13 protein-coding genes are annotated in these 12026 nt (G+C 70.0%); 7 read left to right on the top strand and 6 right to left on the bottom strand.

Going from position 1 to position 12026, the window contains the following annotated elements; all coding sequences use genetic code 11:
* The first annotated feature begins 86 nt into the window (after window positions 1-86).
* Window positions 87-1643, top strand: coding sequence for a glycosyltransferase family 87 protein (locus ACVWNX_RS16970; RefSeq protein ID WP_454407916.1), 1557 nt, complete (start codon window positions 87-89; stop codon window positions 1641-1643).
* Window positions 1644-1852: 209 nt separating this feature from the next.
* Here ACVWNX_RS16970 and ACVWNX_RS16965 read toward each other — a convergent pair whose 3' ends face one another.
* From ACVWNX_RS16965 to ACVWNX_RS16955, 3 genes are all read right to left on the bottom strand, one after another.
* On the bottom strand, window positions 1853-2884 hold the full coding sequence (locus tag ACVWNX_RS16965; protein ID WP_454407915.1) for an alanine racemase: 1032 nt from the start codon (window positions 2882-2884) through the stop codon (window positions 1853-1855).
* A gap of 107 nt (window positions 2885-2991) precedes the next feature.
* Window positions 2992-4113: a lipid II:glycine glycyltransferase FemX gene (locus ACVWNX_RS16960; RefSeq protein ID WP_454407914.1), complete on the bottom strand. Its 1122-nt coding sequence runs from the start codon at window positions 4111-4113 to the stop codon at window positions 2992-2994.
* A 221-nt stretch (window positions 4114-4334) separates the two neighbouring features.
* Entirely contained in the window at window positions 4335-4649 is a 315-nt protein-coding gene (locus tag ACVWNX_RS16955; RefSeq protein ID WP_454407913.1) for a hypothetical protein, read from the bottom strand.
* Window positions 4650-4906: 257 nt separating this feature from the next.
* Between ACVWNX_RS16955 and rpsF the strand changes: the two genes are divergently transcribed.
* From rpsF to rplI, 4 genes are all read left to right on the top strand, one after another.
* Window positions 4907-5197, top strand: coding sequence for a 30S ribosomal protein S6 (gene rpsF / locus ACVWNX_RS16950; RefSeq protein WP_052578287.1), 291 nt, complete (start codon window positions 4907-4909; stop codon window positions 5195-5197).
* 74 nt (window positions 5198-5271) lie between these two features.
* Window positions 5272-5865, top strand: a complete 594-nt coding sequence (locus tag ACVWNX_RS16945) for a single-stranded DNA-binding protein (RefSeq protein WP_454407912.1) — start codon at window positions 5272-5274, stop codon at window positions 5863-5865.
* Between the two features lie 44 nt (window positions 5866-5909).
* Complete coding sequence (gene rpsR, locus ACVWNX_RS16940) at window positions 5910-6146, top strand: 30S ribosomal protein S18 (RefSeq protein ID WP_003949403.1); 237 nt, start codon at window positions 5910-5912, stop codon at window positions 6144-6146.
* A gap of 18 nt (window positions 6147-6164) precedes the next feature.
* On the top strand, window positions 6165-6611 hold the full coding sequence (gene rplI / locus ACVWNX_RS16935) for a 50S ribosomal protein L9 (protein ID WP_454407911.1): 447 nt from the start codon (window positions 6165-6167) through the stop codon (window positions 6609-6611).
* Between the two features lie 120 nt (window positions 6612-6731).
* Here the strand turns inward: rplI and ACVWNX_RS16930 are convergent, their stop codons facing one another.
* Window positions 6732-8078, bottom strand: coding sequence for an MATE family efflux transporter (locus tag ACVWNX_RS16930; protein ID WP_454407910.1), 1347 nt, complete (start codon window positions 8076-8078; stop codon window positions 6732-6734).
* Window positions 8079-8528: 450 nt separating this feature from the next.
* Here ACVWNX_RS16930 and dnaB point away from each other — a divergent pair, with 450 nt between their 5' ends.
* A complete protein-coding gene (dnaB, locus tag ACVWNX_RS16925; RefSeq protein WP_454407909.1) occupies window positions 8529-10019 on the top strand; it encodes a replicative DNA helicase in 1491 nt (496 codons plus the stop codon).
* Between the two features lie 41 nt (window positions 10020-10060).
* Here dnaB and ACVWNX_RS16920 read toward each other — a convergent pair whose 3' ends face one another.
* Window positions 10061-10543, bottom strand: coding sequence for a GNAT family N-acetyltransferase (locus ACVWNX_RS16920; RefSeq protein ID WP_454407908.1), 483 nt, complete (start codon window positions 10541-10543; stop codon window positions 10061-10063).
* A gap of 148 nt (window positions 10544-10691) precedes the next feature.
* On the opposite strand from ACVWNX_RS16920, the gene ACVWNX_RS16915 reads away from it, so the two are divergent.
* Complete coding sequence (locus ACVWNX_RS16915; RefSeq protein ID WP_454407907.1) at window positions 10692-11246, top strand: hypothetical protein; 555 nt, start codon at window positions 10692-10694, stop codon at window positions 11244-11246.
* Window position 11247: 1 nt separating this feature from the next.
* On the opposite strand, the gene ACVWNX_RS16910 is transcribed toward ACVWNX_RS16915, so the two are convergent.
* On the bottom strand, window positions 11248-11862 hold the full coding sequence (locus ACVWNX_RS16910; protein WP_454407906.1) for a hypothetical protein: 615 nt from the start codon (window positions 11860-11862) through the stop codon (window positions 11248-11250).
* Window positions 11863-12026 lie beyond the last annotated feature (164 nt).

The raw sequence follows: 12026 nt of genomic DNA, 5'->3' as shown, positions 1-12026 counted from the left end.
ACGTGAAACGAGGGTCATCGCACATCCTGTGCGGTGGCCCTCGTTCCGTCTCGGCCTCCGCGAGGTTCGTACGGCAGGATGTCGCCATGCCCAGTGCAGAGACGACGCCGCCCGACGCGCACCAGCCGACTACGGCTCCACGGACCCGGACGGACGTGGTCGCGCCCACCCGGGAGGACAAGGTCGCCGCGACCGGCAGCGAACTGATCGGCGGGCCGCTCGGCCGCCGGGCTCTCACCGGGACCAACTGGTGGACACCGGTCCGGGTCGTCGCACTGGTGATGATCGGGATGTTCGCACTCGGCATGGTGCAGAAGTTCCCCTGCTACGACGGTGCCTGGTTCTTCGGCGCCAGCTCCCAGTACACCCACGCGTGCTACTCGGACATCCCGCACCTCTACACGGGCCGGGGCTTCGCGGACGGTCTGATCCCCTACTTCGACCGGTTGCCCGGCGACATGGAGTACCTGGAGTACCCGGTTCTCACGGGTGTCTTCATGGAGGTCGCCGCCTGGCTCACCCCCGGCAGCGGAAGCCTCCAGGACCAGCAGCAGATCTACTGGTTCGTCAACGCGGGCATGCTGATGGTGTGCGCGGTGATCATCGCGGTCTGCGTGGCGCGGACCCACCGCCGACGCCCCTGGGACGCCCTGCTGGTGGCCCTGGCGCCCGCGTTCGCCCTCACGGCCACCATCAACTGGGACCTCTTCGCCGTGGCCCTGCTGGCCGCCGCGATGCTGATGTGGTCCCGGGGCCGACCCCTCGCCTTCGGCGTCCTGCTGGGACTGGCGACCGCCGCCAAGTTCTATCCGTTCCTGGTCCTGGGACCGCTGTTCCTGCTCTGTTTGCGAGCGGGCAGATGGCGGGAGTTCGGGACGGCGCTGTTCGGGGCCGCAGGGGCCTGGTTGGCCGTGAACCTCCCGGTGATGGTGCTCGCCCCCGAGGGATGGGCGAAGTTCTACTCGTTCAGCCGGGAACGCGGTGTCGACTTCGGCTCCATCTGGCTGATGATCTCGCAGCGGATGAATCTCCACATCGCCCCGGAGAGCGCCAACAACTACGGGATCGTCCTGATGGTGGTCATCTGTCTGGCGATGATCCCGCTGGCCCTCATGGCGCCCCGGCGGCCCCGGTTCGCTCAGCTCGCCTTCCTGGTGGTCGCGGCGTTCATCCTCACCAACAAGGTCTACTCCCCCCAGTACGTACTCTGGCTGGTGCCGCTCGCCGTGCTGGCCCGGCCCCGCTGGCGGGACTTCCTGATCTGGCAGGCGTGCGAGGTGACGTACTTCCTCGGCATCTGGATGTACCTCGCGTACACGACCAGCGGTGACGACCACCGTGGACTGCCGCCGGACGGGTACCACGTCGCCATCGCGGCGCATCTCCTCGGGACGCTGTACCTCTGCGCGGTGATCGTCCGGGACATCCTGCGGCCCGACCGGGACGTGGTGCGGCGCGGCGGTGACGACGACCCTTCGGGCGGGGTGCTGGACCGGGCGTCCGACGTCCTCGTGATCCGCCGGGCCGTACGGGGGGAGCGGCAGCCGGAGCCGGAGGCGGAAGGACGGGTCGGCTGGGGACGGCCGGCGGAACGCGGTACCGAGCAGGACGACCCGGAGGCCGTTCGCCCTCGGCGAACATAGCCCTCCGCGAGCATGAGGAAGGGGCGGCACCCCGTCGAACCGGGTGCCGCCCCTTCCTCATGCTCAGCCGGACTGCCGGACTGCCGGACTGCCGGACTGCCGGACTGCCGGACTGCCGGACCGCCGGACTGCCGGACCGCTGAGCGCCGTTCTCCGGAGCCGGGGCTCCAGGGCCCCGGAACTCCGTCCCCGTGGCGGCCTTCGGCCGGTCAGCGTTCCACGAGGCGGTCGAACTGGGTCGTCGTGTGCCGCAGATGGGCCACCAGTTCGTCGCCCACCCTCGGCTCGGGGGCGTCCGACGGCACGAACAGGATCGACACCTGCATGTGCGGGGGCTCCGCGAACCAGCGCTGCTTGCCGCCCCACACGAAGGGCGAGAGGTTGCGGTTCACCGTCGCCAGACCGGCGCGGGCCACGCCCTTGGCGCGGGGCATCACCCCGTGCAGCGCCTTCGGCGACTCCAGGCCGACCCCGTGCGAGGTGCCGCCCGCGACGACCACCAGATAGCCGTCGGAGGCCACCTTCTGCTGGCGGTAGCCGAACCGCTCGCCCTTCGCCACCCGGGTGACGTCGAGGACCGCGCCCCGGTACTCCGTGGCGTCGTGGTCCCCCAGCCACAGCCGGGTGCCGATCCGCGCCCGGAAACGGGTCTGCGGGAACTGCTGCTGGAGCCGTGCCAGCTCCTCGGCCCGCAGATGGCTGACGAACATGGTGTGCAACGGCAGCCGGGCCGCGCGCAGCCGGTCCATCCAGCCGATGACCTCCTCGACGGCGTCCGAGCCGTCGGTGCGGTCCAGCGGCAGATGGATGGCGAAGCCCTCCAGCCGGACGTCCTCGATCGCGGCGTGCAGCTGGGGCAGGTCGTGCTCGCTCACCCCGTGCCGCTTCATCGTCGACATCACCTCGATGACGACGCGGGCGCCGACCAGTCCGTGCACCCCGTCCACCGAGGACACCGAGCGGATCACCCGGTCCGGGAGCGGTACCGGCTCCTCACCGCGCCGGAACGGGGTCAGCACCAGCAGATCCCCGCTGAACCAGTCCTTGATCCGCGCGGCTTCGTAGGTGGTGCCGACGGCCAGGACATCCGAGCCGAAACGGGTGGCCTCCTCGGCGAGCCGTTCGTGGCCGAACCCGTAACCGTTGCCCTTGCAGACCGGGACAATGCCCGGGAACTGTTCGAGCACCTGCTTGTGATGTGCCCGCCAGCGCGCGGTGTCGACGTAGAGCGTGAGCGCCATGGCCGGTCCCGGAACCTTTCTCGTGGGTTCGGTGTGACTACAGAGGTAACGGACGGAAATTCTGCCAAGTGCCCGGGACGACCCGTGCACCGGAGCGGCGGATGCGCTCAGCGACGCGACATGTAGATGTCGAGCGCCTTGTGGAGCAGCTTGTTCAGGGGGAAGTCCCACTCGCCGAGGTACTCGGCCGCCTGGCCGCCCGTGCCGACCTTGAACTGGATCAGGCCGAACAGGTGGTCGGACTCGTCCAGGGAGTCCGAGATGCCCCGCAGGTCGTAGACGGTCGCCCCGAGCGCGTAGGCGTCCCGCAGCATGCGCCACTGCATGGCGTTCGACGGACGGAACTCCCGTCCCTTGTTGTCCGACGCCCCGTAGGAGTACCAGACGTGGCCGCCGACGACGAGCATCGTCGCCGCCGACAGGTTGTCGTGGCCGTGGCGGGCGAAGTAGAGCCGCATCCGGTTGGGGTCCTCGGTGTTGAGGGCCGTCCACATGCGCTGGAAGTACGACAGCGGCCGGGGGCGGAAGCGGTCGCGCACGGCCGTGATCTCGTACAGCCGCTGCCACTCCTCCAGGTCGTGGTAACCGCCCTGGACGACCTCGACGCCCGCCTTCTCGGCCTTCTTGATGTTCCGTCGCCACAGCTGGTTGAAGCCCTTGTGGACGTCCTCCAGGGAGCGGTTGGCCAGCGGCACCTGGAAGATGTAGCGCGGCTGCACGTCACCGAAGCCCGCGCCGCCGTCCTCGCCCTGCTGCCAGCCCATGCGCCGCAGCCGGTCGGCCACCTCGAAGGCGCGCGGCTCGATGAAGTCGGCCTCCACGTCGCGCAGCCGCTTCACGTCCGGGTCCTGGATGCCCTTCTTGATGGAGGCGGACTCCCAGCGGCGGATGATCACCGGCGGGCCCATCTTCACCGAGAAGGCGCCCTGCTGCTTGAGGTGCGCCAGCATCGGACGCAGCCACTCGTCGAGGTTCGGGGCGAACCAGTTGATGACCGGGCCCTCGGGCAGATACGCGAGATAGCGCTTGATCTTGGGGAGCTGCCGGTAGAGCACCAGGCCCGCGCCCACCATCTCGCCGGTCCTGCTGTCGAACCATCCGAGGCTCTCCGAGCGCCACTCCGCCTTGACGTCGGCCCAGGCCGGAACCTGCATGTGACTTGCCGCGGGCAGGCTCTGGATGTACGCCAGATGCTGCTCTCGGCTGATGGTCCTCAGGGTCAGGCTCATGCGGGGCGCTCCTCGGGCTCGTATGTCCCCATGCTGACAGGGGCTCCGGCTCTCGCGCCGAAGCCTACTGCGCCCGGGGAGCACCCCGACTGGCCAGTACACCTCTTCCGTTCACGCACCCCGTTCCCGGGGACCGCGTCCGTGGAGCCGGAACGCGGGGCGCACCCGTCGCGGGTGGGTGCGCGGGGTGCCGGACGCGGGTGTCCCGGCCGGGCCTCCCGTCAGCCGATGACACCGCCGAAGAGGCCGCCGTGGGCCATTCCGATGAAGAAGCCGACGGCCGAGGCGCCGAGTCCCAGGATCAGGCCGAACCGTTCCCGGGTGGTCTCGGAGATGTACTGGCCGTAGCCGCCCACCAGGATGCCCGCCAGCCCGGCCCAGGAGCTGAGCAGGTGGAGGCCGCTCCAGAGGGAGGAGATGATCGCCGTCAGCCCCAGGACCAGGGCGAGCACGACGAGGGTGTCCTGAAGGGGATGGGGTTTGCCGTCGGTGGCGAAGATCGAGACACCGGTGTTGGGTCGCATTGCCTGTGCCATGGGGCACCTCCTGCGGAAGGGCGGCGCGTCGTAGCGCCCTACTACCCGATGAGTACAGAGTGCGACGGGGTACCACCGGATTTCAACCGGAAGCGGATGGGCGGGTAGTCTGTACGGTCTGCACCGGTGTCTGCCCATGAGCGGCCCGGCCCGGAAGGGGTCGGCTGTCAGTGGGCGCCGATACCGTTGCGTACGCATCACAACCCTCCTGCCACGGAACGACCGTGGCCGTTGAGTCCAGAGGAGGTGGGTTTTACATGCGTCACTACGAGGTGATGGTCATCCTCGACCCCGATCTGGAGGAGCGCGCTGTCTCCCCCCTGATCGAGAACTTCCTTTCCGTGGTCCGCGAGGCCAACGGCAAGGTCGAGAAGGTCGACACCTGGGGCCGTCGTCGTCTCTCGTACGAGATCAAGAAGAAGCCCGAGGGCATCTACTCGGTCATCGACCTGCAGGCCGAGCCCGCGGTCGTCAAGGAGCTCGACCGGCAGATGAACCTGAACGAGTCGGTCCTCCGGACCAAGGTCCTCCGTCCCGAGACCCACTGAGCCACCGGCTCAGAGGTTCCGGGACTTCCGAGTAGCAGCACAAGCAGCCAGCAGCAATCGCCGAGAGGTTCCCCATGGCAGGCGAGACCGTCATCACGGTCGTCGGCAATCTTGTCGAAGACCCCGAGCTGCGCTTCACCCCTTCCGGTGCGGCGGTCGCGAAGTTCCGTATCGCGTCCACCCCCCGCACCTTCGACCGGCAGACCAATGAGTGGAAGGACGGCGAGAGCCTGTTCCTGACCTGCTCGGTCTGGCGCCAGGCGGCGGAGAACGTCGCCGAGTCGCTTCAGCGTGGCATGCGCGTCGTCGTGCAGGGCCGTCTGAAGCAGCGGTCCTACGAGGACCGTGAGGGTGTCAAGCGCACGGTCTACGAGCTGGACGTCGAGGAGGTCGGCCCCAGCCTGCGCAACGCCACGGCCAAGGTCACCAAGACCACCGGTCGCGGCGGCCAGGGCGGGTACGGCGGCGGCGGTGGTGGCGGCCAGCAGGGCGGTTGGAGCGGTGGCTCCGGCGGCGGTCAGCAGCAGGGTGGCGGCGCTCCCGCCGACGACCCCTGGGCGACCGGTGCCCCGTCCGGCGGCGGCCAGCAGCAGCAGAACAGCTGGGGCGGTGGCTCCGGCGGTGGCCAGCAGGGCGGCGGAGGCTACTCGGACGAGCCCCCCTTCTAAGGGTGGCCCGTACCCACACTTCTTGATCACACAGGAGATACACCATGGCGAAGCCGCCTGTGCGCAAGCCTAAGAAGAAGGTCTGCGCATTCTGCAAGGACAAGGTCACGTACGTGGACTACAAGGACACGAACATGCTGCGGAAGTTCATTTCCGACCGCGGCAAGATCCGTGCCCGTCGCGTGACCGGCAACTGCACGCAGCACCAGCGTGACGTCGCCACGGCCGTGAAGAACAGCCGTGAGATGGCGCTGCTGCCCTACACGTCCACCGCGCGATAAGGGAAGGGTGACCGACACATGAAGATCATCCTCACCCACGAGGTCAGTGGCCTCGGTGCCGCCGGCGACGTCGTCGACGTCAAGGACGGGTACGCCCGCAACTACCTGATCCCGCGGAACTTCGCGATCCGCTGGACCAAGGGCGGCGAGAAGGACGTGGCGCAGATCCGCCGCGCCCGCAAGATCCACGAGATCGCCACCATCGAGCAGGCCAACGAGATCAAGGCCCGCCTCGAAGGTGTCAAGGTCCGTCTGGCCGTCCGCTCCGGCGACGCCGGTCGCCTCTTCGGCTCCGTCACCCCGGCCGACGTCGCTTCGGCGATCAAGGCCGCCGGTGGCCCCGAGGTCGACAAGCGCCGCATCGAGCTGGGCTCGCCGATCAAGACGCTGGGCGCCCACGCGACGTCCGTGCGTCTGCACCCCGAGGTTGACGCCAAGGTCAACATCGAGGTGGTCGCGGCCTGAGGCCGTGTCCTTCAGCAGTGAGTGGGGCCGCATCCCGGTGGGGTGCGGCCCCACTCGCGTCTGTCCTTCGGGTGGGCGCGGTGGGCTGGCCGCGCTGTTTCACGTGAAACAGCGCGGGGCTCAGCGGGTGGCGCCGGTGACGATCCAGCGACCGGACCGGGCGCGTGACCAGAGGGTCAGCATGCGGATGGCCATCATCAGGCTCATGGCGCCCCAGAGGGCGGTGAGACCGCCACCGAGCACCGGGACCAGCAGTGCCATCGGGACGAAGGCCGCCAGGGTGACGACCATCGCTCCGGCCAGATAGGGGCCGTCCCCTGCTCCCATGAGCACCCCGTCGAGAACGAACACGACACCGCAGATCGGCTGGGCCAGGGCGATGACGGCCAGAGCGGGGAGTGCCGCGTCCTGGACGGCGCCGTCGCCGCTGAACAGCGGGATGTAGAGCGGGCGGGCCAGGACGACCAGCGCGCCCAGGACGACCCCGGAGATCACCCCCCACTCCACCATCCGACGGCAGACGGCCTTGGCGCCCTCCGGGTCGTTCGCCCCCAGATAGCGGCCGATGATCGCCTGCCCGGCGATGGCGATCGCGTCGAGTGCGAAGGCCAGCAGGAACCAGAGGTTCAGCACGATCTGGTGCGCGGCCACCTCCGCGTCACCGAGACGGGCGGCCACCGCCGTGGCGATCATCAGGATCACCCGGAGCGAGAGGGTGCGGACGAGCAGCGGGGCGCCGGCCCAGGCGCTGGCGCGTATGCCCGCCGCGTCCGGCCTGAGCGATGCCCCGTGGCGCCTGGCGCCCCGTACCACGACGTATCCGTAGACGGCCGCCATGCCGTACTGGGCGATGACCGTGCCCCAGGCCGATCCGGCGACGCCGAACCCGGCCCCGTAGACGAGGACCACATTGAGGACCGCGTTGGCCGCGAAGCCGCCGATGGCCACGTAGAGGGGCGTCCGGGTGTTCTGGAGGCCGCGCAGCAGGCCGGTGGCGGCGAGGACGACCAGCATGGCGGGAATGCCGAGGACGGAGATCCTGAGGTAGGTGAGGGCGTAGGGGGTAGCGGTGTCGGACGCGCCGAAGAGGTCGATCAGGGCGGGTGCCGTCGGCAGGGCGAGCGCGGTGACGGCCGCTCCGAGCAGAACGGCCAGCCAGACGCCGTCGACGCCTTGGCGCACGGCGGCCTGGAGGTCGCCCGCGCCGACCTTGCGGGCGACGGCCGCGGTGGTGGCGTAGGCGAGGAAGACGAAGACGCTCGACGCGGTCAGCAGCAGGGCGGAGGCGATGGCCAGTCCGGCCAGTTGGGCGGTTCCGAGGTGTCCGACGATCGCGCTGTCGGCCATCAGGAAGAGGGGCTCGGCGACGAGTGCGCCGAAGGCCGGCACGGCGAGGGTGACGATCTCCCGGTCGTGTCGGCGCCGGGCAGCCTTGGTCGTCGCGGGCACCTGTGTCATGTGCACCAATGTAATCGTCCACAGGTAAGAGATGCAATTGCACAGCAACCCTTACTTCGCGGCGGGAGTGATCCCTTTCGGCGGGGAGCTTCCGTAGATCTTGGTCCGCTTGGGGAAGTTTTTCTTCTGCACAGCCGGTGGATGGGAAAAGGCCAGGTCAGAGAGGGTCGATCGAGAACGGCGAGGGCTTGTTCACAGCACTGTCCACCGGCTCGTGCACAGGTTTCGGCGGTTTCTCCACAGCGTGGGGCCACTTTTCCACAGAGCCTGTGGATAACCAGATTGGCTGACGGTGCCCGCGGGCCTACCGTGGTCCGGCGCCCGTCCTGTCCCCCGGCGTCGGAAACCTCGCATAACCGACGCGTCGCAACTGGAGTCGGGCCTCTTATTTGTCAGTGTCGTGCCGTAGGAATGAGGGGCACGGCGAGGTCCGCTCGGCGGACGGGAGGAGGCGGCCCGGTGAGCATTTCCGAGCCCTTGGACGAGCCGTGGGCCGACAGCGGGCCCGGTGACCGGCTGCCCGCCTCCCGCCAGCGCGGCGAGCGGGGACGCGGCCGTGAGGGCCGGGGCGACCGGGGTGACCGGTCCGACCGGGGCGGCGACGGCTGGGACGGAGCCGGGCCCGCCTTCGAACGGGTACCGCCCCAGGACCTGGACGCCGAGCAGTCCGTGCTCGGCGGCATGCTGCTGTCCAAGGACGCCATCGCCGACGTCGTCGAGGTCATCAAGGGCCACGACTTCTACCGGCCCGCGCACGAGACTATCTTCCAGGCGATCCTGGACCTGTACGCCAAGGGCGAGCCCGCCGACCCCATCACGGTCGCGGCGGAACTGACCAAGCGCGGCGAGATCACCCGGGTCGGCGGCGCCTCCTATCTGCACGGCCTGGTCCAGACCGTGCCCACGGCGGCCAACGCCGAGTACTACGCCGAGATCGTCCACGAGCGGGCGGTGCTGCGCCGACTGGTCGAGGCGGGCACCCGGATCACCCAGATGGGATACGCGGCCGACGGCGACGTCGACGAGATCGTCAACAGCGCGCAGGCGGAGATCTACGCGGTCACCGAGCAGCGCACCAGCGAGGACTACCTGCCGCTCGGCGACATCATGGAGGGCGCCCTCGACGAGATCGAGGCGATCGGGTCGCGCAGCGGGGAGATGACCGGCGTACCGACCGGGTTCACCGACTTCGACTCCCTCACCAACGGTCTGCACCCCGGCCAGATGATCGTCATCGCCGCGCGTCCCGCGATGGGAAAGTCCACGCTCGCCCTGGACTTCGCGCGCGCGGCCTCCATCAAGAACAACCTGCCGAGCGTGATCTTCTCCCTGGAGATGGGGCGCAACGAGATCGCCATGCGGTTGCTGTCCGCCGAGGCCCGGGTGGCGCTGCACCACATGCGGTCCGGCACCATGACGGACGAGGACTGGACCCGGCTGGCCCGTCGGATGCCCGACGTCTCCGCGGCCCCCCTGTACATCGACGACTCGCCGAACCTGTCGATGATGGAGATCCGGGCCAAGTGCCGTCGGCTGAAGCAGCGCAACGACCTCAGACTGGTCGTCATCGACTACCTCCAGCTGATGCAGTCGGGCGGCTCCAAGCGGGCCGAGAGCCGTCAGCAGGAGGTCTCCGACATGTCCCGTAACCTCAAGCTCCTCGCCAAGGAACTGGAACTCCCGGTCATCGCCCTCTCCCAGCTGAACCGTGGCCCCGAGCAGCGCACCGACAAGAAGCCCATGGTCTCGGACCTGCGCGAGTCGGGTTCCATCGAGCAGGACGCGGACATGGTGATCCTGCTGCACCGCGAGGACGCCTACGAGAAGGAGTCGCCCCGCGCGGGCGAGGCCGACCTGATCGTCGCCAAGCACCGAAACGGCCCCACGGCGACCATCACGGTCGCCTTCCAGGGCCACTACTCGCGGTTCGTGGACATGGCCCAGACGTAGGGCGGTGGCGCCCGCGGTGGCCTTTCCGGGCCTTCGGCCGTTCACGGGCGGAGGAACTTCACCAGTGTCCGCTGCCCGGTGCCCTCGGGTAGCGGGGCCTCGGCTCCGTGGGGCACGAAGCCGTTGCGCCGGTAGAGGGCGAGGGCCCGTTCGTTGCCCTGGATCACCGTCAGGGTCAGCTCGGCGGCGCCCGTCCTGCGGGCCCATCGCTCCACCGTGGTGAGCAGGAGGTCCCCGACGCCACGGCCCCGGGCGTCCGGATCGACCCACACCGATCTCAGTTCGCGCGCGGTGCCACCGGGGGCGGGCACTCCGCGGGCCATGCCCACCACCCGGCCGTGCAGCAGTGCCACGACGTTGTGCGTTCCGGGCGTCTCGAAGCGTGCCCGCCACAGCACCTCCCCGCCTCTGTGCCAGTCCGCGGGCCGGGACGTGAAGGCGTGCGGGGAGTCCGCCAGGGCGGCGCGGCGGGCGTCCCGCCACAACGGCCAGTCGTCGGTGGAGAGTACGCGGGTGTGCACCATGCGGGCGAGTCTTCCGTGGTCCCCGTGGCGCGTCCACCGGCGGGCGGTGGGGTCGTCCCCGGGGCGGTGGGCCGTCTCCCCCGCGCGGTGGAGGGGGTCGGACCCGGGGGACGATCCCCCGCCGCGTCCGGTCCCCGAGGGTGGAGCCATGACGCCGAGCCTCCTTCACGCACCCCCGTCCGCCAGCGGCACCGAGCGCCCGGTGCCCCGCTGGGCGACGCGTCTGGCCTACGCGCTGCCGCTGCTCCTGCTGCCGTCGTGTCTGTGGCGGCTGCCCTTCGCCCTGCACTTCGAGATGGGACAGGTCCAGGAACTCCCCATGCCGCCCTACTGGGTGAGCGTTCCGTACGTCCTCGTGCTCAGCGCGCTCTCGGAGCTGACCGCGCTCCTGACCATCGGGCTGGTGCGGGGCTGGGGAGAGGTGGTGCCCGCCCGGGTCCCGTTCATAGGTGGCAGACGGGTGCCCCCGCTGGCGGCCGCCGTTCCGGCCGTCCTCGGTGGACTGGTGCTCACCTTCCTGTTCACCTCCGTCCCGCTCGGCGACGGCCGCGGTCTCACGCCGTACGGAGTCATCGAGACCGTGGAGTACACGAGCGGCGGCTGGGAGGCCCTCGCGGCGGTGTGCGTCGGTCCCGTCGGGCTGTGGGGGCCCGTCACCGTCGTCCTCGCGATGGCCTATTACCGTCGTCGCACCCGGGGTTAGATCACCCGGTGCCGGTGCCGGTGCCGTCGTCCGGGTGGGAGGGCGGGAGGGAGCGTGCACGGGCGGGCGGGCCGGAGGGTCCGGCGATGCCCAGGTCCGTCCGCATCACCTCGCGGAGTTCATGGAGCAGGTCCCGGGCGGCGTCGATCCCGGCACCGGCCGTCTCCAGGGACTCCCCCTCCCGCGCGGTCCCGTTGGCGAGCCGCTTGAGGAGCCCGTGGAGCCCGCTGAGCGCCGCGTTGGACCGTCCGGCGGCCGCGAGCACCTCGTCCGGGACGACCATCTGGGCCTGTGCGTAGGACTCGCGGTAGACGGCGCGGTGCTTCTCGACCTCGGCCGCGCCCTCGTCCCCGGGGGCGCCGAGCCGGAGTTCGTGGAGCCGGTCGCTGAGCGCCGTGAGGTACTGGCGGGCGGTGGTGTTCAGCGCGACATGGCTCGTCCGGCGGGCGCCGAGCGTCTCCTCCCTGGCGCGGTCCTCGCGCTCGGCGCGATGGAGCCACACGGCGTGGTCCAGCTCCTTCCGCTTGGCACGGTCGGCGCTGCGCTGGGTCAGCCAGGTCGCCGCGAGCGTTCCGCACACACCGATCAGCGCGATCAGCAACGCACCGGTCTCCACCGTTCGTTCTCCCCCGCCTCGACCTCTTCCCGGTCCGGGCGCCGAGCCTAGCGGGCGACCGGGCGGTGGGCCCAGTACCGACGACCGGCCACGGAGGAGCCGGTCGGGGAACGGGGCACGGAGGGGCCGGCCCCGGAGACGGGCACGCCCGGTCCGGGACACGG

The sequence above is a fragment of the Streptomyces sp. JNUCC 64 genome, from assembly GCF_054484115.1.
This window is presented reverse-complemented; position numbering and strand designations above follow the sequence as displayed.